Below are 26348 nucleotides of genomic sequence, written 5' to 3'. Positions count from 1 at the left end.
GAGAGATAAACAAATGGATGCCATCAACGGTCGTTCCGTAGCAAGTCGTGAGTCCGGTGCGCTGCAACGTATCAAGCCAATAGATAAAGTAGAGGTTCAAAATATCCAACCTCCCGTCGCAGCGTCGGGTAGATCCGATGAGCAGTTATCCAGTCTGGCCAAGAAACTGAGTGCTGCCGCCGAGTTGGCAGCGGAGCGCGACAGCCGTCTTTCGCGTAAGGAATTGGCCGATCTGGCGGCAAGGATCATGGATCGAATTGGAGGGCTAACCTATTCATTGGCAAAGGATTTTTACGATTCTCAGCTACCCGATACGCAAGATGAGGAGTGGCTTGAACGTGCACGGAAGGCGAATGATTTTGCTAGAGGAAAAGGGGAAAATCCGTTTAAAGGACTACCTCGCGAACAGCTCAGCCTGATTGTACATGATGAGAGCGGGGCTTTTACCGTGAATGAACGCCGTGCTGCATTGATGGAGAAAACAGATCAGCACAATCAGTGGGCTCACGCCATCATCGACAAGATGAATGCTGAATATAAGCTGACGGGGCGTACTGATCAGGGCTTGCGCGAAATTCTCGATTTTTATAGTTCATTGCCACCTATTGAAGTGGCCGAGTATGGGAACTACGAGGCCAACATCATGATGCAGTTATCCCAGCAGGAAGTGGAGTGGCCGGAGTTCAATACTTCATTGGTCGACCTGGTTGCCAAACAATGGAAGTCCGAAGAAAAGCCGATCGCCATGCATTATGACGCTGCCGCTGGCGGCCTCGGGGAGGAAGGTGAGAAAGGATGATTCCGATTATTGCCCTGCACGACATCACCCGCCGTCTGGGAGGCGAAGCCGTCCTGCAGGACGTATCGTTATCCCTCCCCGCAGGCCAGTCTTGCGCCATCATCGGTGGATCCGGATCTGGCAAAAGCACGCTGCTCAACCTGATCGGTCTCCTTGACCAGCCCTGTCACGGGCGTTTGGTCCTGGATGGGTGTGAACTGGCACACGCTGATGACGACCAGCGCGCCATCATCCGTAATCGCCTGCTTGGTTTCGTGTTCCAGAGTTTCAACCTGCTGCCAAGGCTGTCCGTGCTGGACAATGTTGCGCTGCCGTTGAGCTACCGTGGCATCTGTCTGGCTTCGGCTCGGCAGCTCGCCAAGGCCCAGCTGGAGAAAGTCGGCCTGGAGCATCGTGCGAAATATCGCCCGGCCCATCTCTCCGGTGGCCAACGCCAGCGAGTGGCAATAGCCAGGGCTTTGGTTACAGAACCAAGGATTCTGCTGGCCGATGAGCCCACAGGCAATTTGGATGGTGAGACGGCACGGGACATCATCGGGCTGCTGACGAAGCTGAATCGTGAGCAGTGCATGACGCTGCTGGTGGTGACACACGACCCGACCATTGCGCGGTGCATGGACCGCTGCCTGCTGGTTCGCAATGGCGGCGTATTCGATGCCTGAAGCCGCCTACGGCCCAGGCTGGCAGCAACGCTTCAGCGAGGCCTTGCTCAGCGTCTGGCAGTTGGGCCCCCGCGCCTGGCTTGCACTGTCAGGCATCGCAGTCGGCTGTGCCGCGCTGGTGGCCCTGATGAATATCGGCCACAGCGCGACCCAGTTTGCCCGGCAACTGTTCCAGGGCCTGGGAAGCGAGTTGCTGGTGGTGAACCTTCAGGCCACGGCCGAAGGCGGCATGCCCGTGCGTCTGGACCTTGTCGGATTGCCGCCAGGCATCCGAGCTGTCGCTCCGTTGGCAGCCGGTGTGTTCGCCGTCAAGTTCAACGGGGAGAGTATCGAGACGATGGTGGCAGGCAGCAGCGCACAGTTGTTCGAGGTCATCGACCTCGAGGTTGCCAGGGGCCGCTCGCTGTCTGCTTACGATGACCCGGCCGCGCATGTGCTGTTGGGGGCTTCGCTGGCGGCGCGGTTGCAGGCGAGGCCGGGTGACCGCGTGCAATTGGGTAGCTATCTGTTCGAGGTAGTCGGCGTGCTCGCGCCACGAGGGTACAACCCGATGTTGCCGATCAATTTCAACGACAGCGTGTTGATGCCGTTGCCAGGCATGCGTCGCTTGAGCCCGATACCCGAGGTGGCGACGCTGATCGCGAAGGGGGCCGATGCCTCGACCCTGGTCCAGGCGGCACGTTCGTTGGAGCGCTACCTGCGCGCCAGGCTCACGCAGCATGAGGTAGATGTCCAGTTACCACGGCAGATGCTCGAAGGCATGGCTGGTCAGTCGCGGGTGATGTCCGGGCTGCTGGCCGGCACCGCCGCCGTTGCCTTGCTGCTGGGCGGTGTGGGGGTGATGAATGTGATGGTGATGAACGTGGTGCAGCGTCGACGCGAAATCGGCGTGCGCATGGCCCTGGGCGCGCGCGCTCGGGATATCGCCTGGCAGTTCCTGCTTGAGGCGCTGGTGCTGTCCGTTGCCGGCGCGCTGCTGGGCGCGGTGCTGGGCCTTGTGGCCGCCTGGCTGTTTGCCCGCGGATCAGGGTGGGATTTTGCGCTCGATGCAAGGTCGCTTCCGGCGAGCATGGGCATGGCGCTGATCCTGGGGCTGTTCTTCGGTTTGCAGCCCGCACTGGCAGCGGCGCGTCTTCAACCTGTTGTCGCGTTGCGTGATGAGTAAGTGGCTGGCGATGGCCTGCATCTGGTCGTTACCTCTGTTGGCCATGGCCGACCGCGCGTTGCAACCGTCCCGGCCGACCTTGCGGCAGGCAGGCCCGGTGAGTGCCTTGTCGGCAATGCACGGCGAACCCGTGGAGATCGACCTGGCCGATGCCGTTGGCCTGGCCCTGCGCGACAACCGGGCGATCCGCAGTGCCTACCTTGAGCGTGTCGCGCAGAAGTTCGACCTGCGCGTGGCCCATGACCGGTTCGCCCCGCAGCTGTCGCTCAAGGCACGCTACCTGGGCAATCGCAATCATGCCGATCGCTACCGTGAGGCGCAGCTGGCCCCGAGCGCCAGCCTGCTGACCCCGTACGGAACGCGCCTGAGCCTGGCCTGGGATTACGGGCATACCCGAGCCGATTCGGCGGGGCGGCGGTATCGGGATGGTGCCAGCCTGATGATCGTCCAGCCGTTGCTGCGCGGCGCCGGACGCGAGATAGCCAGCGCACCGTTGCGCCAGGCCACGCTGGCTGAACAGTCGAACCGCCTGGCGCTCGCCGACGACGTGGCGCAGGTCATTACCCGGACGCTGCTGTCGTACCGGGAGCTGCTGCGTGCCCAGGAGCAACTGCGTATCGCCGAAGATAGCCTGTTGCGTGCCCGTCAGCTGGTGGCAGTAAGCCACGCCTTGATCGCCGCCGGGCGCATGGCTGCCTTTGAAGTCGTGCAGGCAGAAGCCGAGGTTGCCAGTCAGGAACTGACCGTCGAAGGCAGCCGCAACCAGCTGCACCACAGCCGCGTAGCCCTTGCGCAATTGCTCGCCCTGGACCTTGCGACCCCGCTGCGGGCCGCGGAGCGGCTGCTGGCCGAGCGTTGGCAGGTGAGCACGGAGCAGGCCCTGGCCCGCGCCGAAGCGTTGCAGCCGACCTATCTGATGCAGCAGCTGGCGACCGAACAGGCGGCCATCGCGTTGCAGGTCGCAAGCAACGCGCAATGGTGGGACCTGTCGCTGGTCGGTGGGGCCAGCCAGATGCATCAACGGCCCGGCAATGAAGCGGCATGGGAGCACTACCTGGGGCTGGAGCTGGAGGTACCGATCGGTGACTTAAGTCGCCGCCAGGCGCAGGTACGGGCCCAGGTCGAGGTGGAAACCCAGCGCCTGGGCCTGGTCGAATCCCGTCAACAGCTTGAGCGTGATGTGAGTACCGCGATACGCGACCTGCAGGTGCGCTGGCGACAGCTGGAAATCGCCGGACGGGCGCTGGCACTGACCCGGCGCAAGCTGGACATCGAACAGCAAAAGCTCGCGGCAGGGCGCTCGAGCAATTTCCAGGTGCTCAGTTTCGAGAGTGATCTGCGTCAGGCGCAAAGCACGCAACTCGAAGCTACGATCGCGTACCTGGATGCGCAGGTCGTCCTCGACCAGGTCGTAGGGACCACGTTGCTCAAGTGGCAGGTGAGCCTCAATGATTAAGTGGGGCTGTTGGCTGGCGGTAGCGATGACCGGTGTTGTTCTGGCGATGTTGAACTGGCCCGGCGCCGTGCAGCCGCGCGAGCAGAGGTGGCTGCGGGTCGAACCGCAATTGCTGGAAAACCGTCTGGGGCTTGTCGGCAGACTTCAGGCGGCACGTCAGGTGACACTGAGTGCGCCGTTCGCTGGCGTGGTCGCGGCAATGCCGGTTGAGGAAGGGCAGCGCGTCGAGGCAGGCCAGCCGTTGATCAGCCTGGACACTGCTCAGCTGGACATCCAGCTGCGCCGTGCCCAGGCAGAGCGCCTCAAGGCCGAGGAACAGCTCATGCAGTTGCGTAGTTGGCAAAGCGGCCCGCAGGTGGCGCGAAGTTTGCGCGCTGTGGCAGCAGCTCGCGCCGCCATGGCGGCCACCCAGGCGAGCCTGGATGACACCCAGCGTCTTTTCGAGGGTGGCATTGTCGCCCGTATGGAAGTCGTCAGCCTCGAACAACTGCTTGGGGAGCAGCGTCAGGCGTTGCTGGATGCCGAGCAGGAACTGCGGCTGACGCGTGCCCGGGGGCAGGGTGATGCGTTGTTGATCGCTGAAATGGAGCTTGCCAACGCGCAAGCACAGTGCCGGGCCCTGATCAGGATGCGTGATCAGCAGGTGATCGAAGCGCCTTTCACTGGCGTGCTCTTGCCCGTGAGTACGGAGGCCGGCCACGGCGGCCGGCAGCTACACGTCGGGCAAGCGGTGAGCCAGGGGATGGCGTTGATGACGCTGGTCGACCTGGAGCGTCTGCAAGTGATGGCCAGGCTGGAAGAGCACGATCTGGTGAAGGTGCGCGAGGGCATGGAGGTTGAAGCCGTCATCGCCGGGCAGCGGCTTGCAGGCCGCATCGACCGTATTGCCATGCAAGCTCGCGACGATACGGCCCAGGGAGCCTGGTATGACGTGCGCGTCGATCTGGATTTGCCCGCCGCACCCCTGCAATTGGGCCTGCGCCTGGGCATGAGCGCCCAGTTGCAGTTGTTGCTGCATCGCCAGGAACGGGCGATGGTGGTACCTGCGCCCGCGTTGCAGGTGGACGAGGCCGGGCGCACCTATGTGCTGTTTCGGGCCGACGAAACCCAGGCGCCGCGCAAAGTACCGGTCACGGCTGGTCCGGCAGGGGTGCAGGGGGTCGAAGTTCAGGGCCTGGAAAGTGGTTACGTGCTGATTGCGCCGGAGCCGCCAGACGGCTCCGGTCTTGATCATTCGGCCGGGTGATCGCGCAGGAAAACCAGGTGATCCGGCTTGGACTGCTCGGCACTGTAGTAGTAACCCTGCACGTCGAACTGCTTGAGCTGCTCCGGGTCGTTGACCCGTTCCTGGATGACGAAGCGGCTCATCATGCCGCGGGCCTTCTTGGCATAGAAGCTGATGATCTTGTACTGGCCGTTCTTCAGGTCCTTGAAATCGACGTTGATTACCCGGGCCTTCAGTGCGCTGCGTTTCACGGCGCTGAAGTACTCGTTGCTGGCCAGGTTCAGCAGCAGGTCGTCGCCTTGGTCGGCCAGCGCCTGGTTCAGCCATTCGCTGATGCGCGTGCCCCAGAAGGCATACAGGTCCTTGCCGCGGGCATTGGCCAGCTTGGTACCCATTTCCAGTCGGTACGGCTGCATCAGGTCGAGCGGGCGCAGCAGGCCGTACAGGCCGGAGAGCATGCGCAGGTGGGCCTGGGCATAGCTGAAGTCATCCTCGCCGAGGGTTTCGGCATCCAGGCCGGTGTACACGTCCCCCTTGAATGCCAGCAGCGCCTGCTTGGCATTGGCCGGGGTAAAGTCTGGGGTCCAGCTGCCGAAGCGTGCGGCATTGAGGCCGGCTAGCTTGTCGGAGAGGTGCATCAACTCGCTGATCTGAGCGGGTGAAAGCTCGCGCAGCAGCAGGATCAGTTCCTGGGAGTCGTCCAGGTATTGTGGCAAGGTGAAACGGTCGGTCACCGGCGCGGTGTCATAGTCGAGAGTCTTGGCGGGGGAAATCACCGTCAGCATCGGGTCGGCTCCTGGAATCGTTGCAGCGGATTCTACGGATCGCGACCGGGAACGCCAAACTATGACGACAATAGTCACAGACCATCGCCAAAGCAGGCGTTATAGTGCGCGTTTTGGCTGTCACGGAGAGATTGATCGTGCGCATTGCCGGGGCCTTGCTGGCCACCTTGTTGAGCCTGGCCGCCCAGGCCGCCCCCGTGCCCCCGGCCAGCCTGGACCGCAGCCAGTGGCCCGAGCAACTGGATAGCCCGGTGCTGTTCGACGTCGCCTCGCGGGCAGAGATCCTGTCGTTTGCCCGAGTCCTGCATGAAAGCGAGCTGCTCGACGATGCCACACTGGCTGCACGGCTGGGATTGCGGCAGATCAACCTGCAAAAGATTCGCGCTGTGCGTGCGCAGATGTGGCAGCGTTTGTGGCAGGGTTACCAGCAGGCCCAGCGCAGTTGCGAGCAAGACGCCTCGTTCTGCTATCTGCTGGAGTCAATGGCAGATTTGCGCACCAAGGCGGCAACATTCGCTGCCGATGTCGGCACGTTCTATACCGGCTGGATCGAACCCAGTCATCAGTTCCATGTCCGTTACCTGGATGAACAGCTGCGCAAGGCAGCGTTGTTGCCGCAGACCAGCAGCGAGGTCGAACGCCTGTCCAGCCGCGAGCGCAATGGCGATGAGCTGAACGACCGCCTGTTCCTGCTGACCTTCGTCGGTGGCCCCGGGCCTGATGGCGCAAGTACCGATGAACTCACCGAGTACCTGCGCAAGCAGAAGCTGCAGGGCACCTTCTTTGTCCTGGGCAATCGCCTGCAGCAGCGGCGAGATGCAGGCGCGACGAACGCATTGACCGATCTTTACGCCGGCCAATGCGTGGGCATCCAGGGCTGGGAATATCGCTCCCACGCCCAGTGGCAGGGCTGGCAGGATTCGATCAAACGCGCCCAGGCGCGGGTTCAGGCCGACCTGCCGGAGCAATACGTGCCGCTGTTCCGCCCTCCATATGGGCAGCGCCGGGCTGACGCCGAAGGGTTCATGGCCAGCCAGCAGCTGCGGGTTTCGCTATGGGACATCGACGCTCAGGATGATGGCGCGCTGACTGCCGAAGCTTCGGCCCAGCGGGTGATAACCTTGATGCTGTTATGGCGCAAGGGGGTGATCCAGTTCCATGACAGCCTGCCCAAGGCCCGGACGGCGCTCGAGTGGTTGCTGCACAACACCGCGCAAAGCGGCATCGGCTGGGAGGGCTGCCACGATTACGCCTATCGCGAATAGAGGGTATGACTTCTGACTGTAGCCTCGTCTGGTGCTGCCGCCAAGCGCTCTTCGTCAATCGGAAAAATAAACTTCAAAATCTCGTAAAAATGCTTTTTCCGGTAATGGCTTTTGCGGTATGAAGAAACCAGACAGCCGATTCCTGCAGCACAGGTGGCGTCATCCAGGCCCACCTTGCCAGGTACGCTTCCCGCCCGTAGCAACGCGGATACGGGGAGAACGGCGGTCACTCTGCGGCGCACACAGAGCGTGCCGTGTGGCTTCGACATAAGGTGACCGAGTATGGATGACCAAGGACGCAACCCTTCCTCCAGCAAGCCAATCCTCTATGTGCTCGATACCAACGTCCTGATTCACGACCCCAACGCATTACTCAACTTCGAGGAGCATCACGTCGCCATTCCGATGACGGTGCTGGAGGAACTCGACAAGCTCAAGACCGGCAAACAGAGCATCGCCGCCGAATGTCGTCAGGCCATCCGCCTGATCGACCAGACCCTCGGTGACGCTTCGCCCAGCGATGTCGAGCAGGGCGTGCCGATTCAGCGTGGCAAGAGCGGCGCCAAGGGCTACTTGTCGATCCTGATGAGCCCGCGCAACGAACCCAGCAAGTTGCTGCCGGAAAACCTCAACGACAACATCATCATCAACACCCTGTTCGAAGTTCGCAGCCGGCGCACCGACCTGGACGTGGTGCTGGTTACCAAAGACATCAACATGCGCCTGAAGGCGCGCGCCTGCGGGATCGCGGCCGAGGACTACAGTACCGACCAGTTGGTTGACGACGTGTCGTTGCTGTCCAAGGGCTATCACTCGGTCACCGGCTCGTTCTGGGACCGGGTCAGCAAAGTCGATACCCGCCAGGAACGTGGCCGCACCTGGCATCGGGTGCAGATGATCGATAACCTGCCGGCCGTGCATATCAACGAGTTCATCATTGATGAGCAGGGTTTTGTCGGCTGGGTAAAAGGCATTCGCAACGACGAACTGCTATTGCTCGACCTGCACCAGGAACCCTTGCTGCACCAGGAAGCTTGGGGCCTGAAGCCGCGGGACATTCATCAGAGCCTGGCGCTGTTCGCCTTGCTCGACCCGGACATCCACCTGGTCAACCTGACCGGCGCTGCCGGCTCCGGCAAGACCATCCTGGCCCTGGCCGCAGCCATCGAGCAGACCATGGTCAGCAAGCGCTACCGGCGCATCATCGCCACCCGCAGCGTGCAGGGGCTGGACCAGGAGATCGGCTTCCTGCCGGGCACCGAGGCGGAAAAGATGGAGCCTTGGCTGGGTGCCATCACCGACAACCTGGAAGCCTTGCACATGGACGATGAAAGTACCCATGGCAGCGTCGAATACATCCTCGAACGCGTTCCGCTGCAGTTCAAGTCGCTTAACTACATCCGTGGGCGCAGCTTCCAGCAGAGCCTGATCCTGATCGACGAGTGCCAGAACCTGACGCCGCATCAGATGAAGACCATCATCACCCGGGCAGGCTCCGGTTCCAAGGTGGTGTGCCTGGGCAACCTGGCGCAGATCGACACGCCTTACCTGTCCGCGACCAGTTCGGGGCTGACCTACCTGACCGAGCGTTTCAAGGACTTCCCCCATGGCGTGCACATCACCCTGCAGGGTGTGCCACGCTCGGTGCTGGCCGAGTACGCCGAGTCCCATCTGTAATACCTCCAGCCGGGCGGTGCGCCGCCCGGCCTTTTCGCCGGTCCTGCCGACACATATCGCTGCGCAAACCTGACCCACGGGTTTACACTCTCTGTTCCCTTCACAGGAGCAGAGCAGTGCTGACTCATCTTGATTCCCAGGGGCGCGCCAACATGGTCGACGTCACTGAAAAGGCCGTGACCGAGCGCGAGGCCGTGGCCGAGGCGCGGGTGCGCATGTTGCCGCAGACCTTGCAGATGATCGTCGACGGCGAGCATCCCAAGGGCGATGTGTTCGCCGTGGCGCGCATTGCCGGCATCCAGGCGGCGAAGAAGACCAGTGACCTCATCCCGCTGTGCCACCCGCTGATGCTCACCAGCGTCAAGGTCGAACTGAGCGCCGAAGGCCAGGACGCGGTGCGTATCCTGGCCCGCTGCAAGCTGGCCGGCCAGACCGGGGTCGAGATGGAAGCGCTGACTGCCGCCAGCGTCGCTGCGCTGACGATCTATGACATGTGCAAGGCAGTGGACAAGGGCATGGTCATCGAACAGGTGCGCCTGCTGGAAAAAGTTGGCGGCAAGAGTGGGCACTACAAGGTGGAGGCGTGATGAAGGTCAAAGTGATGTACTTCGCCCGTTACCGTGAATTGCTGGGCGTCGATGCCGAGCGCCTGGAAGGCGAGTTCAAAGTGGTCGACGATGTGCGCCAGGCCCTGGTGGCCAAGGGTGGGCAGTATGCGGTGCTGGCCGAACAGAACCTGATGAGTGCGCGAAACGAAGAGCTGTGCAAGCTCGACGAGCCGCTGAAAGAGGGCGATGAAGTGGCGTTCTTCCCGCCGGTGACCGGAGGCTGAACATGGCAGTGCGAGTGCAACACGGGGCGTTCGACCCGGGGGCCGAGGTCAATGCCATGCATGCGGCCAACGTCGGCGTTGGCGCCGTGGTCGGTTTCGTCGGCTATGTCCGCGACTTCAACGACGGTCGGGAAGTAGCGGGGATGTTCCTCGAACATTACCCAGGCATGACCGAAAAGGCCTTGACCAAGATCGTGGTCGAGGCCGAGCAGCGCTGGCCGTTGCTCAAGGTCGAGGTGCTGCACCGCATCGGTGCGCTGGAGCCGGGTGAGCCGATCGTCTTTGTCGGTGTGGCCAGTGCCCATCGGCAGGCGGCGTTCGATGCCTGCAACTTCATCATGGACTACCTGAAGACCCGGGCGCCGTTCTGGAAGAAGGAAAATACCCAGGATGGGCCGCGCTGGGTGGAAGGCAAGCAGAGTGACCAGGATGCCGCCGGGCGCTGGTAAGGCAGGACACAGATCGCTTTTGTAGGAGCGGCCTTGTGTCGCGAAAGGAGCGCGAAGCGGTCCCAACAATTTCTGCATACAAGCTGAAATCCTGGGGCCGCTCCGCGGCCCTTTCGCGACACAAGGCCGCTCCTACAAGGGCGGCTAGCGCATCAGTGGTGCTTGCGAGGCACCGGTTTCAGCAATTCATCCGGCGGCATCTCGCACTTGATCTTGCGCCCCAGCAGCTCTTCGATGGCCGGTAGCTGGTAGGAATCATCCTCACCGGCAAAGCTGATCGACACCCCGCTGGTGCCCGCGCGGCCCGTACGGCCAATGCGGTGCACGTAGTCGTCCGGGTCTTCCGGCAGGGTGAAGTTGATCACGTGGCTGATGCCGTCGATGTGAATCCCGCGCCCGGCCACATCCGTGGCCACCAGCACGGTGATGCGCCCTTCGCGGAAGTTTTCCAAGGTGCGAATACGCTTGTGCTGCGGTACGTCACCGGACAACTGCGCGGCGTTGATACCGTCGCGCACGAGCTTTTCCTCGATGCGCCGTACCTCATCCTTGCGGTTGGCAAACACCATCACCCGTTCCCACTTGTTCTGGGTCACCAGGTTGTACAGCAGCTTGTACTTGTCGCTGCCGGCCACCGCATACACGTGTTGCTCGACCGTCTCGCTGGCGACGTTCTCCGGCTCGATCTCGACGATCGCCGGGTTGGTGGTCCACTGCTTGGCCAGGTTCATCACGTCGTCGGTGAAGGTGGCGGAGAACAGCAGGGTCTGGCGTTCGCTCTTCGGCGGGGTCTGGCGGATGATCTGCCGCACTTGGGGGATGAAGCCCATGTCGAGCATGCGGTCGGCTTCATCCAGCACCATCACCTCGACCATGTCCAGGTGCACCTCGCCGCGCTGGTTGAAGTCCAGCAGGCGGCCCGGGGTGGCCACCAGAATGTCGCAATGACGGGCTTCCAGCGCTTTGAGCTGCTTGTCGAAGTCCATGCCGCCGACGAAGCTCATCACGTTCAGGCTGGTGTACCTGGTCAGGGCGACGGCATCCTTGGCGATCTGCACCACCAGCTCGCGGGTTGGCGCGATGATCAGCGCGCGCGGCTCGCCCATGTAGCGCTCTTTGGGCGGCGGCGTCTGCTGCAGCTGGGAAATGATCGAAATCAGGAATGCCGCGGTCTTGCCGGTACCGGTCTGGGCGCGGCCGATGGCATCCTGGCCGGCCAGGGTATAACCCAGTACCTGCGCCTGGATCGGCGTGCAGTAAGGGAAACCGAGGTCGTGGATGGCGTGCATCAGCTCGTTTGAGAGCTTGAAGTCGTGGAAGCGGGTCTTGCCCTCTTGCGGCTCGACCACGAAGTCTTCCGGCTTCCACAGGCTCGCCTGGGGCTTTGGCTTGCGTTCGCGGCGTGGTTTGTCCTTGGCCGGCTTGTCGCCAGGCGCTGCCGCGTGGGCGGGTGCTTCTGCTTTGGCGGCGGGCTTGGCGCGGGGCGCGTCCGGTTTCGGCGCGGGCCGGGCCTCGGCAGTGGGGGCGGGCGCCGTCGGCGTCACGCTGGCAGCAGGAGCGGCGGGCTGTGCCGCAGCGTCTCCTTTGCCGAATATTTTCTTGAGTGCCTTGAGCACGATCGTCTCATCAACTGGTTAAGGAATGTACGCCGGGCAGTGTAAAGCAAGATTTGGGCGCGGCGTAGCGGAAAACTCCCACAACTACAGAAGCTGAGGCTTATTGCAATTGCTTGCTCAGCCAGTCGTGGATATCGCTCAGTTCCTCGACCACCACCTCGTGCTCCATCGGGTATTCGTGCCAGCGTGCGGCGACGCCCCAGGTATTGAGGTATTCGAACGCGGTACGGCCCATGGACGGAATCACTACCGGGTCGTGCACGCCATGCAGGCAGAGGGCCGGGGTGCGTTGCTGACAAGCGCTCAGCTGATGGCTGTCGGAGAAGGTCGGGGCGTAGGTCGACAGGGCGATCACTCCGCCCAACGCTTCCTGCCACTTTATATAGGCAGTGTGCAGCACCACCGCGCCACCTTGGGAGAAGCCGGCGAGGAAGATCCGCGACAGGTTGATGCCCTTGGCCTGCTCGGCCTTGATCAGGCCGATGATCTGCTCGGCCGATTCTTCCAGCTGTGCTTCGTCGATGGCGCGGGCCGGGGTCATGGCCTTGATGTCATACCAGCTGGGCATGGCGTAGCCGCCGTTGATGGTCACCGGGCGGGTCGGCGCCTGGGGCATGACGAAGCGGGTGCTGGTCAGCCGTTCCTGCATGAATTCGGCCACTGGTAGGAAGTCGTAACGGTCGGCACCCAAACCGTGCAACCAGATCACACAGGCGTCAGCGGTTTTCTGGGGTTCGAGAATCAACGGGTTGGTCATGACTGCTCCGAAAGAGTGCGGATGTTATTAGGCCGTGCGTGAAAAGAAGGCGCTGCAATTGATTGTCGGAAAAAGAATGTCGCAACGATACAACTTTCCCTACTTGACGAGCGCTTAAACGCTCCAGCCAGCAAATCTGGTACGCGCTTTGCACTTCTTCATACGATGCAAAGGGCGGGCCGTGACGGTAACACCCTCTGCACGCGAAGGCTGTCACAGAACAGCCCATTGCGCCAATTGACCCAATAACAAGCCAACAAGGGTCGGATGCGCCTCATAAGGGTGCGGTGCAATTCCGGCTCGTACAACAAGAGCGATTTGGAGGTTGTGAATGAAGATGTTGAAAACCACCCTGGCAGTCCTGACCGCTGCCGCTGCACTGGGCGCCGTGAGCACCGCCCAGGCCGGCGCCACGCTCGATGCGGTAAAGAAGAAGGGCTTCGTCCAGTGTGGCGTGAGCGACGGTCTTCCAGGCTTCTCGGTACCTGATACGCAGGGCAAGATCGTCGGTATCGACGCCGATGTCTGCCGCGCCGTGGCCGCCGCCGTGTTCGGCGACGCGACCAAGGTCAAGTTCAGCCAGCTCAACGCCAAGGAACGCTTCACCGCGCTGCAGTCGGGCGAAGTCGACGTGCTGTCGCGCAACACCACCTGGACCAGCTCGCGCGATGCCGGCATGGGCCTGGTGTTCGCGGGCGTGACCTACTACGACGGCGTCGGCTTCCTGGTCAATAAAAAGCTCGGCGTTTCCAGCGCCAAGGAACTCGACGGTGCGACCATCTGCATCCAGGCCGGTACCACCACCGAACTGAACGTTTCGGACTACTTCCGCGCCAACGGGCTGAAGTACACCCCGATCACCTTCGACACCTCCGACGAAAGCGCCAAATCGCTGGAATCCGGTCGTTGCGACGTGCTGACCTCGGACAAGTCGCAGCTGTTCGCCCAGCGCTCCAAGCTGGCATCGCCCAAAGATTACGTGGTGCTGCCGGAAACCATCTCCAAGGAACCCCTGGGCCCGGTAGTGCGCAAAGGCGACGAAGACTGGTTCAGCATCGTCAAGTGGACCTTGTTCGCCATGCTCAACGCCGAAGAGGCCGGCATCACCTCGAAGAACGTCGAGGCCGAGGCCAAGTCCACCAAGAACCCGGACGTTGCCCGCCTGCTGGGCGCAGACGGTGAATATGGCAAGGACCTGAAGCTGCCCAAGGACTGGGTAGTGCAGATCGTCAAGCAGGTCGGCAACTACGGCGAAGTGTTCGAGAAGAACCTGGGCAAGAGCACACCGCTGGAGATCGACCGTGGCCTGAACGCTCTGTGGAACAACGGCGGCATCCAGTACGCGCCACCCGTGCGCTGATGGTTGCACCCTGCGGCGGCGTGTTGCCGCCGCGGGCTGTTCGAATCCCTAATGTCCGGGGCACTTCATGCAAAATCATATCGGCGCACGGAAGGGCTTGACCCTGAGTGATCCACGAGTGCGCGCGTGGCTGTTCCAGGTTCTCACGATCGCTTTCGTGGTGGGCCTGGGCTGGTACCTGTTTCACAATACGCAAACCAACCTGCAACACCGGGGTATCACCTCGGGCTTCGACTTCCTCGAACGTAGCGCTGGCTTCGGCATCGCCCAGCACCTGATTCCCTACGTGGAATCCGACAGCTATGCGCGGGTATTCGTCATCGGCTTGCTCAACACCTTGCTGGTGACGTTCATCGGCGTGATCCTGGCGACCCTCCTTGGCTTCATCATCGGCGTGGCGCGGCTGTCGCCGAACTGGATGATCAACAAGCTGGCGACCGTTTATGTGGAAACCTTCCGCAACATTCCGCCGCTGCTGCAGATCCTGTTCTGGTACTTCGCGGTGTTCCTGACCCTGCCGGGGCCAAGGGGCAGCATCAACATCAACGATGCCTTCTTCATCAGCAATCGGGGCCTGAACATGCCCGGTGCCTCGATGGCCGAAGGCTTCTGGCCGTTCGTGGTCGCCCTGGTGCTGGCACTGGTGGCAATCGTGCTGATGGTGCGTTATGCCAACAGGCGCTTCGACGCAACCGGCGAGCCGTTCCACAAGTTCTGGGTGGGGCTGGCGCTGCTCATCGCCATTCCAGGTGCCTGCGCGCTGCTGTTCGGCAGCCCGGTGCATTGGGAGGTACCGCAGCTCAAAGGCTTCAACTTTGTCGGCGGCTGGGTGTTGATCCCTGAGCTGCTGGCGCTGACCCTGGCGTTGACCATCTACACGGCGGCGTTCATTGCCGAGATCGTGCGTTCCGGCATTCGTTCGGTGAGCCACGGCCAGACCGAAGCGGCCCACTCGCTTGGCCTTCGCGACGGCCCGACCCTGCGCAAGGTGATCATCCCCCAGGCACTGCGGGTGATCATTCCGCCGCTGACCAGCCAATACCTGAACCTGGCGAAGAACTCGTCACTGGCGGCCGGTATCGGTTACCCCGAGATGGTCTCGCTGTTCGCCGGTACCGTGCTCAACCAGACCGGCCAGGCCATCGAGGTGATCGCCATCACCATGAGTGTCTATCTCGCCATCAGCATCAGCATTTCGCTGCTGATGAACTGGTACAACAAGCGCATCGCGCTGATCGAGCGGTGAGGATACGCCCGTGAATGCTCATGTTTTCAAACCCGACATGCCGCCACCGGTGAAAACCGTCGGCGTGCTCGCATGGATGCGTGCAAACCTGTTCTCCAGCTGGCTCAACACCCTGCTGACCGTGTTCGCCGTGTACCTGGTGTGGCTGATCGTGCCACCGTTGGTGCAATGGGCGTTGATCGACGCCAACTGGGTCGGCACTACCCGCGCTGACTGCACCCGGTCGGGCGCCTGCTGGGTGTTCGTGCAGCAGCGCTTCGGCCAGTTCATGTACGGCTACTACCCGGCCGAGCTGCGCTGGCGTGTCGACCTCACCGTGTGGCTGGCGGTGCTCGGTGCGGCACCGCTGTTCATCAAGCGTTTCCCGCGCAAGGCCTTCTACGGCCTGGGCTTTCTGGTGCTGTATCCGATCATCGCCTACACCTTGCTGCATGGCGGCGTGCTGGGCCTGAGCAATGTGGCCACCAGCCAGTGGGGCGGCCTGATGCTGACCCTGGTGATCGCTACCGTGGGGATCGTCGGCGCCTTGCCACTGGGCATCCTGCTCGCCCTTGGCCGGCGCTCGCGGATGCCGGCGGTGAAGGTGGTCTGCGTGACCTTCATCGAGTTCTGGCGTGGCGTGCCGCTGATCACCGTGCTGTTCATGTCGTCGGTGATGCTGCCGTTGTTCCTGCCGGAAGGCATGAGCTTCGACAAGCTGCTGCGAGCGATGATCGGGGTGATCCTGTTCCAGTCGGCCTATGTCGCCGAAGTGGTCCGTGGTGGCCTGCAGGCTATCCCCAAGGGCCAGTACGAAGCCGCCGCTGCCATGGGCCTGGGCTACTGGCGCTCGATGGGCCTGGTGATTCTGCCGCAGGCGCTCAAGCTGGTGATCCCCGGTATCGTCAACACCTTCATCGCCCTGTTCAAGGACACCAGCCTGGTGATCATCATCGGCCTGTTCGACCTGCTCAACAGCGTCAAGCAAGCCGCCGCTGACCCCGCGTGGCTGGGCATGGCCACCGAGGGCTACGTGTTTGCCGCCCTGGTGTTCTGGATTTTCTGTTTCGGTATGTCCCGCTACTCCATGCACCTGGAGCGCAAGCTGGACACTGGCCACAAGCGTTAGGAGTTTCGAAATGAGTGAAGCGATCAAGCAGCCTGCCGGCCCCGAAGGCATCATCCAGATGCAGGGCGTGAACAAGTGGTACGGCCAGTTCCATGTGCTCAAGGACATCAACCTGAACGTGCGCCAGGGCGAGCGCATCGTCCTGTGCGGGCCATCCGGCTCGGGCAAGTCGACCACCATCCGCTGCCTCAACCGCCTGGAGGAACACCAGCAGGGCCGCATCGTGGTCGATGGCGTGGAACTGACCAACGACCTCAAGCAGATCGAAGCGATCCGCCGAGAGGTGGGCATGGTCTTCCAGCACTTCAACCTGTTCCCGCACCTGAGCATTCTGGAAAACTGCACCTTGGCACCGATGTGGGTGCGCAAGATGCCACGGCGCAAGGCCGAGGAAATCGCCATGCACTACCTTGAGCGGGTACGCATTCCGGAGCAGGCGCACAAGTTCCCAGGGCAGCTCTCCGGTGGCCAGCAGCAGCGTGTGGCGATTGCCCGGGCGCTGTGCATGAAGCCGAAGATCATGCTGTTCGACGAGCCGACCTCGGCGCTGGACCCGGAAATGGTCAAGGAAGTGCTCGACACCATGGTCGGCCTGGCCGAGGACGGCATGACCATGCTCTGTGTGACCCACGAAATGGGCTTTGCCCGCACCGTGGCGAACCGGGTGATCTTCATGGACAAAGGGGAAATCGTCGAGCAGGCGGCGCCGGATGACTTCTTCGACCGCCCGCGCAGTGACCGGACCAAACTGTTCCTCAGCCAGATCCTGCACTGATACACGCAGTGAAAAAAGGGGCCGCGCATGCGGCCCCTTTTTTTCAGTTCTCTTCCTTCGCCGGGCTCGGCGCCGGTGGTGGTCGTAGCCCCACCTCGGCAATCAGCTTGAGCTGCTGACCATTGCGCATCACCTCGATGGTGATCTTCTCGGTCGGCTTGATCCGCGCTACCTGGTTCATCGACTTGCGCCCGTCACCGGCCGGTTCACCGTTGATGCTCAGGATCACGTCGCCCAGCTGCAGCCCGGCCTTCTGTGCCGGGCCGTCGCGGAAGATCCCGGCCACCACGATGCCCGGACGGCCCTGCATGCCGAACGATTCAGCCAGCTCCTGGCTCAACGGCTGCACTTCGATGCCCAGCCAGCCACGGATCACCTGGCCATGCTCGACGATCGACTTCATCACCTCCAGTGCCAGTTTGATCGGAATGGCGAAGCCGATGCCCTGGGAACCGCCGGACTTGGAGAAAATCGCGGTGTTGATGCCGACCAGGTTGCCATTGGCGTCGACCAGTGCACCGCCGGAGTTGCCCGGGTTGATTGCCGCGTCGGTCTGGATGAAGTCTTCGTAGTTGTTCAGGCCCAGCTGGTTGCGGCCGGTGGCACTGATGATGCCCATGGTCACGGTCTGGCCAACGCCGAACGGGTTGCCGATGGCCAGTACCACATCACCGATGTGGATGTTGTCGGAGCGGCCGATGGTGATGGCGGGCAGGTTCTTCAGGTCGATCTTCAGCACCGCCAGGTCGGTTTCCGGGTCGCTGCCGATCACCCGTGCCAGGGTTTCACGGCCGTCTTTCAGGGCCACGACGATCTGGTCGGCGCCGCTGGTGACGTGGTTGTTGGTGAGCAGGTAGCCCTCGGGGCTCATGATCACCGCCGAGCCCAGGCTCGACTCCCAGCGGCGCTGCTTGGGCAGGTTGTCGCCGAAGAAGCGGCGGAACTGCGGGTCTTCGAACAGCGGGTGGGCGGTCTTGTTCACCACCTTGGTGGTGTACAGGTTGACCACGGCCGGGGCGGCGAGGGTCACGGCGTCGGCGTAGGACACCGGGCCCTGCATGATCCGCGTGGTTTGTGGAGCTTGCTGCAGGTTGACGTCCTGGCTGGGCAGGCCGACCCACTCCGGGTAGCGCTGGATGATCAGTACGGCAATCAGAACACCGGTAAGCAGGGGCCAGCCAAAGTAACGCAACGCCTTGAACATGAACGAGTCCTGGAAAGAGCGGGGGCCGGTGGCCGCGCAATGGGGCATGAGCGCGCGCGATCATACACCGGTTCCCCCGATGCCGGCGACGGCCCATAATGGCCGGCATTATACGGGCGTTCTGCAGGCGTTGCGCCCGTGAAAAGCGCAGATTTCGAGGAGATTTTCATGGCCGTCGCTCTCAACACCCTGGTCGAGGAAGCCGAACGCTACCTGGGCAGCGCGAAGATCCAGGACTATTGCCCCAATGGCCTGCAAGTCGAGGGCCGGCCGCAGGTCAGCCGCATCGTCAGCGGCGTCACCGCCAGCCAGGCCTTGCTGGATGCCGCGGTCGAAGCCGAGGCCGACCTGATCCTGGTGCACCATGGTTACTTCTGGAAGGGCGAGAACCCCTGCGTGACCGGGATCCGACAACGCCGGCTGAAGACCCTGCTCAAGCACGACATCAGCCTGCTGGCGTTTCACCTGCCGCTGGATGTGCACCCTGAAGTCGGCAACAACGTGCAGCTGGCGCGGCAACTGGACGTCACTGTCGAAGGCCCGCTGGACCCGGAAAACCCCAAGGTGGTCGGGCTTGTCGGTTCGCTGGCGGAACCGGTGACCGCGCGCGATTTTGCCCGCCGGGTGCAGGAAGTGCTCGGGCGTGAGCCATTGCTGGTAGAAGGTGACGCGATGATCCGCAGGGTGGGCTGGTGCACCGGGGGCGGGCAGGGCTACATCGACACGGCGATTGCTGCGGGAGTTGACCTGTACCTCACGGGCGAGGCGTCCGAACAGACCTATCACAGCGCCCGCGAGAACGGCGTCAGCTTCATTGCTGCCGGGCACCATGCTACCGAGCGCTATGGGGTGCAGGCGCTGGGTGATTACCTGGCGCGGCGCTTCGCCCTGGAGCACCTGTTCATCGATTGCCCGAATCCTATCTGACATCGGTGTCGCCTGCTTCGCGGGTGAACCCGCTCCCACGGGATCGCGCCGGGCCTGTGGGTTTACCCGCGAAAGGGCCGGGCCTGCCAGCCCAAACCCGCAGTCATATCGTTAGACTTTTTCGATCTAGCCCGCCTCCTAAATAGAAGCAGCCGCTGTGATAAAGTGGCTCGCTCGAACACGGCCCGCAGGCCGTCCATAAGATCGTTTTTCGTGAGTAGCCATGGTCGACAAACTGACGCACTTGAAACAGCTGGAGGCGGAAAGCATCCACATCATCCGCGAGGTGGCCGCCGAGTTCGACAACCCGGTGATGCTGTACTCGATCGGCAAGGATTCCGCCGTGATGCTGCACCTGGCGCGCAAGGCCTTCTTCCCGGGCAAGCTGCCGTTCCCGGTGATGCACGTCGACACCCAGTGGAAATTCCAGGAGATGTACCGCTTCCGCGACAAGATGGTCGAGGAAATGGGCCTGGAGTTGATCACCCACGTCAACCCTGAGGGTGTGGCGCAGGGCATCAACCCGTTCACCCATGGCAGCTCCAAGCACACCGATATCATGAAGACCCAGGGCCTCAAGCAGGCGCTGGACAAGCATGGTTTCGACGCCGCCTTCGGTGGCGCGCGCCGCGACGAAGAGAAGTCCCGGGCCAAGGAGCGCGTGTATTCGTTCCGTGACAGCAAGCACCGCTGGGACCCGAAGAACCAGCGCCCGGAACTGTGGAACGTCTACAACGGCAAGGTCAACAAGGGCGAGTCGATCCGCGTCTTCCCGCTGTCGAACTGGACCGAGCTGGACATCTGGCAGTACATCTACCTCGAAGGCATCCCGATCGTACCGCTGTACTTCGCCGCTGAGCGTGAAGTCATCGAAAAGAACGGCACCCTGATCATGATCGACGACGATCGCATCCTCGAGCACCTTTCCGAGGAAGAAAAGGCGCGCATCGTCAAGAAGAAGGTGCGTTTCCGTACCCTCGGCTGCTACCCGCTGACGGGCGCTGTCGAGTCGGAAGCCGAAACGCTCACCGACATCATTCAGGAAATGCTCCTGACGCGCACTTCCGAGCGCCAGGGCCGAGTCATCGACCACGATGGCGCCGGTTCCATGGAAGACAAGAAACGTCAGGGCTACTTCTAATTTTCAGGGTCACTCCATGTCGCACCAATCCGATTTGATCAGCGAAGATATCCTCGCTTATCTGGCTCAGCACGAGCGTAAAGAACTGCTGCGTTTCCTCACCTGCGGTAACGTGGATGACGGCAAGAGCACCCTGATCGGGCGCCTGCTGCACGACTCGAAGATGATCTACGAGGACCACCTCGAGGCCATCACCCGTGATTCGAAGAAAGTTGGCACCACCGGCGAAGAAGTCGACCTGGCGCTGCTGGTAGACGGCTTGCAGGCCGAGCGCGAGCAGGGCATCACCATCGATGTCGCCTATCGCTACTTCTCGACCGCCAAGCGCAAGTTCATCATCGCCGACACCCCGGGCCACGAGCAGTACACCCGCAACATGGCCACCGGCGCGTCCACCTGCGACCTGGCGATCATCCTGGTCGATGCCCGCTACGGCGTGCAGACCCAGACCCGTCGCCACAGCTACATCGCATCCTTGCTGGGCATCAAGCACATCGTGGTCGCAGTCAACAAGATGGACCTCAAAGGCTTCGACGAAGGCGTGTTCGAGTCGATCAAGGCCGACTACCTGAAGTTCGCCGATGCCATCAACCTGAAGCCAAGCAGCCTGCACTTCGTGCCGATGTCGGCGCTCAAGGGCGACAACGTGGTCAACCACAGCGAGCAATCGCCTTGGTACGCCGGCCCGACCCTGATGGAAATCCTCGAGACCGTTGAAGTGTCGGCCGACCGCAACGTCACCGATCTGCGCTTCCCGGTGCAGTACGTCAACCGCCCGAACCTGAACTTCCGCGGCTTCGCCGGCACCATCGCCAGCGGCGTGGTGCACAAGGGTGACGAAGTGGTCGTGCTGCCGTCGGGCAAGAGCAGCCGGGTCAAGTCCATCGTCACCTACGAAGGTGAACTGGAGAACGCCGGCCCAGGCCAGGCCGTGACCTTGACCATGGAAGACGAGATCGACATCTCCCGTGGCGACTTGCTGGTGCACGCCGATAACGTGCCGCCAGTTACCGACCAGTTCGACGCCATGCTGGTGTGGATGGCCGAGGAGCCGATGCTCCCGGGCAAGAAGTACGACATCAAGCGCGCCACCAGCTATGTGCCGGGCTCGATTGCCAGCATCACCCACAGAGTTGATGTGAACACCCTGGAGCAGGGCGCTGCCAGCGCGTTGCAGTTGAATGAGATCGGCCGCGTCAAGGTCGCCCTGGACGCCGCGATCGCCCTGGACGGTTACGACAGCAACCGCACCACTGGTGCGTTCATCGTCATCGACCGCCTGACCAACGGCACCGTCGGCGCCGGCATGATCATCGCGCCGCCAGTCCTGCCGCACGGCGGCGCCGGGCAGCATGGCAAGCTCGCTCACGTGTCCACCGAAGAGCGCGCCCTGCGTTTCGGCCAGCAGCCGGCCACCGTGCTGTTCAGCGGTCTGTCCGGCGCTGGCAAGAGCACCCTGGCCTATGCCGTTGAGCGCAAGCTGTTCGACATGGGCCGTGCGGTATACGTGCTCGATGGCCAGAACCTGCGCCACGACCTGAACAAGGGCCTGCCACAGGACCGCGCCGGCCGCACCGAGAACTGGCGCCGCGCAGCCCATGTGGCGCGCCAGTTCAACGAAGCCGGCCTGCTGACCCTGGCGGCGTTCGTCGCCCCGGATGCCGAAGGCCGTGAACAGGCCAAGGCGCTGATCGGCAAGGACCGCCTGGTGACCGTTTACGTTCAGGCCTCGCCGCTGGCGTGCCGTGAGCGTGACCCGCAGGGCCTGTACGCAGCCGGTGGCGACAATATCCCGGGCGAAAGCTTCCCGTACGATGTGCCGCTGGATGCTGACCTGGTGATCGACACCCAGAGCACCAGCGTTGAGGAAGGTGTGAAGCAGGTGCTGGATGTGCTGCGGCAGCGTGGCGCGATCTAAGCGTTGTTGCTTGTGGAAAACCCCGCTTCGGCGGGGTTTTTTGTTGGTGGGGATACTCTATGGTTGATTTATATTTTGACTAATTGACAAGTTGACATGTTTTTCGCGGCGGCCTAGCCTATAGACACATGGGCTATTCAGGCCCTGAGGAGGGTCTATGAGTGCGGTCACCCACGATGCCATTCATCCCGCGCTAGCAAGCATCGAGGCTGCCAAGGCTGCATTGCGGGAGCGCTTCGAGGAGCATCTTGCCCGAGCGTCGGCTGCGGTAGTGCTCAAAGCCGTGGCGCTTGCGGACGAGAAGGCTTTTGCTGCGCTCGCCAAGGTCGAGGTCGAGGTTGAGGCGAAACGCAGTATTGCTACGCGCAACCAGGAAGCGGTGGCCAGGATGAAGGCGCGCGCCTTTGAACGGGTAGACAGCCGCTGTGAGCTGCTTGACGCCAAAGCAGTGTGCGAAATCCTGGGCATTACCAAGCAAGCACTGAGTCAGAAGACCAAGGCGGGGAAGCTCCTGGCCTACACCAAGACCGGCAATCGCAGAAAGTTCTACCCGTCGTTTCAGTTTGCCGAAAACAAGCCAAGGTCAATCGTTGAGGCATTGATGACATCGCTTGATGTTGATCCTGCTGATACGGAAGCAATGAACACGCTCGTTCAGCACTTGGTCGGCAGAATGGATTACTCCGATCCAGGTGAGCCGAGCCACGAAGTGCCCCGGTTTGAAATGCTGGATGATCCAGCCGCTCTGGAAATCATCAAGCGTGACTACCGGAATGCGTTGATGGCGGGACAGTGAAGGCGGGCCTCGTGAGAGGTCCGCCTTTTTCGTGCTTACTCCAGTACTACACCCAGACTTTCCAGGAATTCCACAGCCGTCTCGCCATTCAATAGCAGTGCTTCCATTACCAGCTGGTGGCTGATCGCCTCGACTTGGCGCCTACGGCCCTCGAACAGCACAAGGTTGCACCCGTCCATTGACCCGGTCACGGTGTAGACCGCTGACTGATAGAGCAGGCCATCGACCTCAGCGACATTCATGCATGCCTGGCTGATTTTTTGGGTGAGTGCATATCCCTCTCGCCCCTGTCCCTTGGCCTGCACGATATCGCGCACTTTGTGGTGGGTGGCTCTATTCGCCAATGCGGCCACGTCAACCACGTTCAATACACGCGCCGCCTTGAGTCGATGCAGTGACGTTTGCGCTAGTCGCCAGAGACTTACTGACTGGTTATCAACACCCTGGCCAGGCTGGAACGACTCGGCGACGGCAACTTCCTCAGTGAGACCGAGGTAATAGACACCGATCTGTTTGGCGGGATCGGCATAGCGGGTGTCGGAGTCTGCTCGGTAGTTGACGGGGTTGGCATCGTAAAGGGAAGGCTGGACGCGGTGCACCACGGTACCTACGGGTATCTGGCGTATCAGCTCCGGGTAACGCCTCAGTGTTTCCAGCACTTGCCTGGCGATTGTATTTTCGGGCTGCTTCGCCATACCGCTCATGAAATGCCTCCGAGCAATCGCGGTGGTGTTCGCAGATAGCGCCATATGAACGGACTGGCCCACCTACCTCTTCTTGTCCTCGACTGACTTGAAGTGCCGGTCATAATCGCTTTGGCGTTCACATCCCTGCTTGTAAGGATCAATGTCGCAGGAAAATTTCTGGTCCTGCTGATCAGGCAAAAGAAAGAATTTGCCGTCTACACAACCGGTCAGAAACAGCATCAACACCCATACAGATTTTTTCATTGCACGTCCTTGAACAGGGGAAGTCCCTTTGATTTTCGCCAGGCGATGATACGTGCGATCACCCCTACGGCGCAGCCCTCCAGTTCGTTTGCCGGGTAGTAGAGGAGGTCAGAGCCATCCGGATGTCCGGCCATGTCGATAAAGTGTTCGAGCAAGCGATCCTGCCAGATGGAGGTTCCAGACGCCTGTAGCAATTCCTCAACCACCGTCTTGAATTCGGCGCAGGTGTAGTCGGCAAGGGAGTGTTTTGGGCTGATCACCATTTCACCTCCGATGACAGCGCATACTGCAGGGCGCTCATGATCCGCATGTTCTCGGCGTCGTACGTCGCACCGCCAAAGGCGGGTGGGTCGAGGTGGCAGATCTGGTAGTTGCGCACGCCTTTTGCGGTTTCGCAGAAGGGTGCGCGAGGTGGCCAGCCTTTCTTGAGGCGGTTGAGTTGCGAGGTAACGAATTGTTGGGAGTAGACCGGATCTTCGGCGATTGCCAGCCAAAAGGCTTGGGAGAAATCGTCGAAGCTGTAGAAGGAGCGTTTTTCCAGCTTCTTTGCGATGTAACTGGGTAGCGGGAATGCCATGCCGGTATTTCTCTCTTGTTTGATGGTGAGGTCATCGTTCAGCTAGTTGGTTTCTTGATCCAGCGGCGGTGCTCTTGATAGTCCATCTGCCGTTCGCAGCCTTGTTTGTAAGGGTCCATGTCACACTGAAATTTCATTTCTTGCCTGTTGGGAAGCAGTAGGGGCATTTCGCCTGTGCATCCGGACAATATGAAAATAACGATTACTAATAGCTGTATCATATGGTGCTCGAGTCTATGTGTTGGCAACGTCCTTTTGAGTCGTTGTTTAGTGTGGTTTATTTTTGTGCCAGCGGGGGAGCCTTGCCATGCATTGGATATTATGGCTAATTTATAAATGTGAAATGTGATAATTGTATGTGGGGGTATTCTATCTTTGCTGTAGGAGATTTTCCCCATGGTTGGGACGGGAATATATTCTGGGTGTGACGGTGAATTGCATTTGGGGTGATGAGCGCGTGCCACTACTGAGTGGTATCCTGAACTTATCTGAATAGGACTTTTGTCATGGGGAAAGGCAAGTATCAACAGATACAATATCAGCCGTTCCAAGGGTCTGGGGGAGTATTGCTTCCTCCTAATCAGGCCATGCGGGCTGGGCATTTCATAAGGTCTGATAATGGAAGATTTGTACTTCGTCTTAGGGGCGATGGTAATCTGGTTTTGGAAGACGCTGGTTCGGTCATTTGGATCGCTGATCATACGCAGCCATACAGTTCTACATTCCGTAATCGATCTCGCGAACCGCTTCAGTTTGTCGTGAGTAACTCTGGATTTTTATATGATCCGTCACGCGATAGGATATGGTCTGCGCAAAGCACTGAGACGCTGGATAGGTCCTATTGGACAAATAATCATCTGAAAATTACCGATACCGGGAATATTCTAATATTTGATGGCCGCAATGGGGAGGTTCGATGGGCGCGTCATGGTTATGCGCCAGGACGACTGCCTCGTAAACCTAAGATATATCCTCATGTTTAGCCTCCCATTCCTGGTCCGCTCATTGAAATTCCTCATGATTATCCATGAGTTGTAGCGGTGAATTAGGTCGTGCCGATCTCCAAGCTGCATGCTTTGCTTTGATTCTAGTAGTTTGGAGATCGTTATTGATTGTGTGGCTTTTCAGATGTGTATTTCTGATACCGGAATCACCCGTTTTTCCTTGACCGCCTTATAGGAAAAACTCGAATAGATCTCCTTCACCCCCGGCAACCGCTGCAGCACTTCCCGGGTAAATTCCCCAAACGACTCCAGATCCCTCGCCAGAATTTCCAACAAAAAGTCATACCGTCCAGAAATGTTGTGGCAAGCAACGATCTCGGGAATCTCCATCAGCCTCTGCTCGAACGCCAGCGCCATGTCCTTGGTATGCGAATCCATCATGATGCTGACAAACGCCGTCACCCCGAACCCCAGTGACTTGGGTGACAAGATGGCCTGGTAGCCGGTGATATAGCCGTTGTCTTCCAGCAACTTGACCCGCCGCCAGCACGGCGAGGTAGTCAGTGCGACTTGGTCGGCAAGTTCGGAAATGGTCAGACGGGCGTTGTCCTGCAGCGCGGCAAGCAGGGCGCGGTCGGTGCGGTCGAGGCTTGAAGGCATGATTTGCCCTCCTGGTGTCGTATTTGTTGTTTTCATTCCAAAACAGTCGGGAAC

At 61.0% G+C, this 26348-nt stretch carries 27 protein-coding genes; 18 read left to right on the top strand and 9 right to left on the bottom strand.

Features of this window, described 5'->3' with window-relative positions:
- Positions 1 to 13: 13 nt before the first annotated feature.
- The 5 genes from APH33_RS08300 to APH33_RS08280 are packed head-to-tail and all read left to right on the top strand — an operon-like array spanning position 14 to position 5328.
- Positions 14 to 799, top strand: coding sequence for a hypothetical protein (locus APH33_RS08300; protein ID WP_054884669.1), 786 nt, complete (start codon positions 14 to 16; stop codon positions 797 to 799).
- Positions 796 to 1461 (top strand): ABC transporter ATP-binding protein, encoded by a 666-nt coding sequence (locus APH33_RS08295; RefSeq protein WP_054884668.1) that lies wholly within the window; start codon positions 796 to 798, stop codon positions 1459 to 1461. Before APH33_RS08300 ends, APH33_RS08295 begins: the two co-directional genes overlap by 4 nt.
- Positions 1454 to 2626 (top strand): ABC transporter permease, encoded by a 1173-nt coding sequence (locus APH33_RS08290; RefSeq protein WP_054884667.1) that lies wholly within the window; start codon positions 1454 to 1456, stop codon positions 2624 to 2626. The genes APH33_RS08295 and APH33_RS08290 overlap by 8 nt, the downstream gene beginning before the upstream one ends.
- Positions 2619 to 4082: a TolC family protein gene (locus tag APH33_RS08285; RefSeq protein WP_054884666.1), complete on the top strand. Its 1464-nt coding sequence runs from the start codon at positions 2619 to 2621 to the stop codon at positions 4080 to 4082. Before APH33_RS08290 ends, APH33_RS08285 begins: the two co-directional genes overlap by 8 nt.
- Positions 4075 to 5328: an efflux RND transporter periplasmic adaptor subunit gene (locus APH33_RS08280; protein WP_082433500.1), complete on the top strand. Its 1254-nt coding sequence runs from the start codon at positions 4075 to 4077 to the stop codon at positions 5326 to 5328. Before APH33_RS08285 ends, APH33_RS08280 begins: the two co-directional genes overlap by 8 nt.
- Here APH33_RS08280 and yaaA read toward each other — a convergent pair.
- Positions 5313 to 6092, bottom strand: coding sequence for a peroxide stress protein YaaA (gene yaaA / locus APH33_RS08275; protein WP_054884664.1), 780 nt, complete (start codon positions 6090 to 6092; stop codon positions 5313 to 5315). The genes APH33_RS08280 and yaaA overlap by 16 nt on opposite strands.
- Positions 6093 to 6229: 137 nt before the next feature.
- On the opposite strand from yaaA, the gene APH33_RS08270 reads away from it, so the two are divergent.
- From APH33_RS08270 to moaE, 5 genes are all read left to right on the top strand, one after another.
- Positions 6230 to 7357 (top strand): polysaccharide deacetylase family protein, encoded by a 1128-nt coding sequence (locus APH33_RS08270; protein ID WP_054884731.1) that lies wholly within the window; start codon positions 6230 to 6232, stop codon positions 7355 to 7357.
- A 282-nt stretch (positions 7358 to 7639) separates the two neighbouring features.
- Positions 7640 to 9034 carry a PhoH family protein gene (locus tag APH33_RS08265; protein ID WP_054884663.1) on the top strand — a complete coding sequence of 465 codons (1395 nt, stop codon included), beginning with the start codon at positions 7640 to 7642 and terminating at the stop codon, positions 9032 to 9034.
- 116 nt (positions 9035 to 9150) lie between these two features.
- On the top strand, positions 9151 to 9621 hold the full coding sequence (gene moaC, locus APH33_RS08260; RefSeq protein ID WP_054884662.1) for a cyclic pyranopterin monophosphate synthase MoaC: 471 nt from the start codon (positions 9151 to 9153) through the stop codon (positions 9619 to 9621).
- On the top strand, positions 9621 to 9866 hold the full coding sequence (gene moaD, locus APH33_RS08255) for a molybdopterin converting factor subunit 1 (RefSeq protein ID WP_054884661.1): 246 nt from the start codon (positions 9621 to 9623) through the stop codon (positions 9864 to 9866). Before moaC ends, moaD begins: the two co-directional genes overlap by 1 nt.
- A 2-nt stretch (positions 9867 to 9868) precedes the next feature.
- Positions 9869 to 10315: a molybdopterin synthase catalytic subunit MoaE gene (moaE, locus tag APH33_RS08250; protein ID WP_054884660.1), complete on the top strand. Its 447-nt coding sequence runs from the start codon at positions 9869 to 9871 to the stop codon at positions 10313 to 10315.
- A gap of 152 nt (positions 10316 to 10467) precedes the next feature.
- On the opposite strand, the gene rhlB is transcribed toward moaE, so the two are convergent.
- The gene (gene rhlB / locus APH33_RS08245; protein WP_054884659.1) at positions 10468 to 11931 is read right to left on the bottom strand and encodes an ATP-dependent RNA helicase RhlB; all 1464 of its coding nucleotides are present in this window, start codon (positions 11929 to 11931) and stop codon (positions 10468 to 10470) included.
- A gap of 100 nt (positions 11932 to 12031) precedes the next feature.
- Entirely contained in the window at positions 12032 to 12688 is a 657-nt protein-coding gene (locus APH33_RS08240; RefSeq protein ID WP_054884658.1) for an alpha/beta hydrolase, read from the bottom strand.
- Positions 12689 to 13019: 331 nt separating this feature from the next.
- Between APH33_RS08240 and APH33_RS08235 the strand changes: the two genes are divergently transcribed.
- From APH33_RS08235 to APH33_RS08220, 4 genes are all read left to right on the top strand, one after another.
- Complete coding sequence (locus APH33_RS08235) at positions 13020 to 14048, top strand: amino acid ABC transporter substrate-binding protein (RefSeq protein WP_054884657.1); 1029 nt, start codon at positions 13020 to 13022, stop codon at positions 14046 to 14048.
- Positions 14049 to 14115: 67 nt separating this feature from the next.
- Complete coding sequence (locus tag APH33_RS08230) at positions 14116 to 15294, top strand: amino acid ABC transporter permease (RefSeq protein ID WP_054884656.1); 1179 nt, start codon at positions 14116 to 14118, stop codon at positions 15292 to 15294.
- A gap of 10 nt (positions 15295 to 15304) precedes the next feature.
- Entirely contained in the window at positions 15305 to 16402 is a 1098-nt protein-coding gene (locus tag APH33_RS08225; protein WP_054884655.1) for an amino acid ABC transporter permease, read from the top strand.
- Between the two features lie 10 nt (positions 16403 to 16412).
- Positions 16413 to 17177 carry an amino acid ABC transporter ATP-binding protein gene (locus APH33_RS08220; protein WP_027918029.1) on the top strand — a complete coding sequence of 255 codons (765 nt, stop codon included), beginning with the start codon at positions 16413 to 16415 and terminating at the stop codon, positions 17175 to 17177.
- Positions 17178 to 17220: 43 nt separating this feature from the next.
- Here the strand turns inward: APH33_RS08220 and algW are convergent, their stop codons facing one another.
- Positions 17221 to 18381: a Do family serine endopeptidase AlgW gene (algW, locus tag APH33_RS08215; RefSeq protein ID WP_054884654.1), complete on the bottom strand. Its 1161-nt coding sequence runs from the start codon at positions 18379 to 18381 to the stop codon at positions 17221 to 17223.
- Positions 18382 to 18549: 168 nt separating this feature from the next.
- Here algW and APH33_RS08210 point away from each other — a divergent pair, with 168 nt between their 5' ends.
- From APH33_RS08210 to APH33_RS08195, 4 genes are all read left to right on the top strand, one after another.
- Positions 18550 to 19308: a Nif3-like dinuclear metal center hexameric protein gene (locus APH33_RS08210; protein WP_054884653.1), complete on the top strand. Its 759-nt coding sequence runs from the start codon at positions 18550 to 18552 to the stop codon at positions 19306 to 19308.
- 223 nt (positions 19309 to 19531) lie between these two features.
- Positions 19532 to 20449: a sulfate adenylyltransferase subunit CysD gene (gene cysD / locus APH33_RS08205; RefSeq protein ID WP_054884652.1), complete on the top strand. Its 918-nt coding sequence runs from the start codon at positions 19532 to 19534 to the stop codon at positions 20447 to 20449.
- Between the two features lie 16 nt (positions 20450 to 20465).
- Positions 20466 to 22367 (top strand): sulfate adenylyltransferase subunit CysN, encoded by a 1902-nt coding sequence (cysN, locus tag APH33_RS08200; protein ID WP_054884651.1) that lies wholly within the window; start codon positions 20466 to 20468, stop codon positions 22365 to 22367.
- 157 nt (positions 22368 to 22524) lie between these two features.
- A complete protein-coding gene (locus APH33_RS08195) occupies positions 22525 to 23163 on the top strand; it encodes a hypothetical protein (protein WP_177332361.1) in 639 nt (212 codons plus the stop codon).
- Between the two features lie 35 nt (positions 23164 to 23198).
- Here APH33_RS08195 and APH33_RS08190 read toward each other — a convergent pair whose 3' ends face one another.
- The 5 genes from APH33_RS08190 to APH33_RS08165 form a co-directional block, all read right to left on the bottom strand.
- Positions 23199 to 23867, bottom strand: coding sequence for an RES family NAD+ phosphorylase (locus APH33_RS08190; RefSeq protein ID WP_256218604.1), 669 nt, complete (start codon positions 23865 to 23867; stop codon positions 23199 to 23201).
- A gap of 63 nt (positions 23868 to 23930) precedes the next feature.
- Complete coding sequence (locus APH33_RS08185) at positions 23931 to 24113, bottom strand: hypothetical protein (protein WP_054884650.1); 183 nt, start codon at positions 24111 to 24113, stop codon at positions 23931 to 23933.
- Positions 24110 to 24376 carry a bacteriocin immunity protein gene (locus APH33_RS08180; protein ID WP_054884649.1) on the bottom strand — a complete coding sequence of 89 codons (267 nt, stop codon included), beginning with the start codon at positions 24374 to 24376 and terminating at the stop codon, positions 24110 to 24112. The genes APH33_RS08185 and APH33_RS08180 overlap by 4 nt, the downstream gene beginning before the upstream one ends.
- Positions 24370 to 24714 carry an S-type pyocin gene (locus APH33_RS08175; RefSeq protein WP_371263241.1) on the bottom strand — a complete coding sequence of 115 codons (345 nt, stop codon included), beginning with the start codon at positions 24712 to 24714 and terminating at the stop codon, positions 24370 to 24372. Before APH33_RS08175 ends, APH33_RS08180 begins: the two co-directional genes overlap by 7 nt.
- Positions 24715 to 25814: 1100 nt before the next feature.
- Positions 25815 to 26294, bottom strand: coding sequence for an Lrp/AsnC family transcriptional regulator (locus tag APH33_RS08165; protein ID WP_054884646.1), 480 nt, complete (start codon positions 26292 to 26294; stop codon positions 25815 to 25817).
- Between the last annotated feature and the right edge of the window lie 54 nt (positions 26295 to 26348).

It is taken from the genome of Pseudomonas sp. NBRC 111130 (assembly GCF_001320485.1).
GTDB classification, from domain to species: domain Bacteria; phylum Pseudomonadota; class Gammaproteobacteria; order Pseudomonadales; family Pseudomonadaceae; genus Aquipseudomonas; species Aquipseudomonas vlassakiae.
The sequence above is the reverse complement of the archived record's forward strand: the minus strand, read 5'-3'. Positions and strand labels throughout refer to the sequence as shown.

Excerpts from the sequence above, each read along its gene's own strand:
- APH33_RS08300 (WP_054884669.1), top strand. The coding sequence starts at position 14 with ATGGATGCCATCAACGGTCGTTCCGTAGCAAGTCGTGAGTCCGGTGCG.
- APH33_RS08295 (WP_054884668.1), top strand. The coding sequence starts at position 796 with ATGATTCCGATTATTGCCCTGCACGACATCACCCGCCGTCTGGGAGGC.
- APH33_RS08290 (WP_054884667.1), top strand. The coding sequence starts at position 1,454 with ATGCCTGAAGCCGCCTACGGCCCAGGCTGGCAGCAACGCTTCAGCGAG.
- APH33_RS08285 (WP_054884666.1), top strand. The coding sequence starts at position 2,619 with ATGAGTAAGTGGCTGGCGATGGCCTGCATCTGGTCGTTACCTCTGTTG.
- APH33_RS08280 (WP_082433500.1), top strand. The coding sequence starts at position 4,075 with ATGATTAAGTGGGGCTGTTGGCTGGCGGTAGCGATGACCGGTGTTGTT.
- yaaA (WP_054884664.1), bottom strand. The coding sequence starts at position 6,092 with ATGCTGACGGTGATTTCCCCCGCCAAGACTCTCGACTATGACACCGCG.
- APH33_RS08265 (WP_054884663.1), top strand. The coding sequence starts at position 7,640 with ATGGATGACCAAGGACGCAACCCTTCCTCCAGCAAGCCAATCCTCTAT.
- moaD (WP_054884661.1), top strand. The coding sequence starts at position 9,621 with ATGAAGGTCAAAGTGATGTACTTCGCCCGTTACCGTGAATTGCTGGGC.
- moaE (WP_054884660.1), top strand. The coding sequence starts at position 9,869 with ATGGCAGTGCGAGTGCAACACGGGGCGTTCGACCCGGGGGCCGAGGTC.
- APH33_RS08240 (WP_054884658.1), bottom strand. The coding sequence starts at position 12,688 with ATGACCAACCCGTTGATTCTCGAACCCCAGAAAACCGCTGACGCCTGT.
- APH33_RS08235 (WP_054884657.1), top strand. The coding sequence starts at position 13,020 with ATGAAGATGTTGAAAACCACCCTGGCAGTCCTGACCGCTGCCGCTGCA.
- APH33_RS08230 (WP_054884656.1), top strand. The coding sequence starts at position 14,116 with ATGCAAAATCATATCGGCGCACGGAAGGGCTTGACCCTGAGTGATCCA.
- APH33_RS08220 (WP_027918029.1), top strand. The coding sequence starts at position 16,413 with ATGAGTGAAGCGATCAAGCAGCCTGCCGGCCCCGAAGGCATCATCCAG.
- algW (WP_054884654.1), bottom strand. The coding sequence starts at position 18,381 with ATGTTCAAGGCGTTGCGTTACTTTGGCTGGCCCCTGCTTACCGGTGTT.
- APH33_RS08210 (WP_054884653.1), top strand. The coding sequence starts at position 18,550 with ATGGCCGTCGCTCTCAACACCCTGGTCGAGGAAGCCGAACGCTACCTG.
- cysD (WP_054884652.1), top strand. The coding sequence starts at position 19,532 with ATGGTCGACAAACTGACGCACTTGAAACAGCTGGAGGCGGAAAGCATC.
- cysN (WP_054884651.1), top strand. The coding sequence starts at position 20,466 with ATGTCGCACCAATCCGATTTGATCAGCGAAGATATCCTCGCTTATCTG.
- APH33_RS08195 (WP_177332361.1), top strand. The coding sequence starts at position 22,525 with ATGAGTGCGGTCACCCACGATGCCATTCATCCCGCGCTAGCAAGCATC.
- APH33_RS08190 (WP_256218604.1), bottom strand. The coding sequence starts at position 23,867 with ATGAGCGGTATGGCGAAGCAGCCCGAAAATACAATCGCCAGGCAAGTG.
- APH33_RS08185 (WP_054884650.1), bottom strand. The coding sequence starts at position 24,113 with ATGAAAAAATCTGTATGGGTGTTGATGCTGTTTCTGACCGGTTGTGTA.
- APH33_RS08180 (WP_054884649.1), bottom strand. The coding sequence starts at position 24,376 with ATGGTGATCAGCCCAAAACACTCCCTTGCCGACTACACCTGCGCCGAA.
- APH33_RS08165 (WP_054884646.1), bottom strand. The coding sequence starts at position 26,294 with ATGCCTTCAAGCCTCGACCGCACCGACCGCGCCCTGCTTGCCGCGCTG.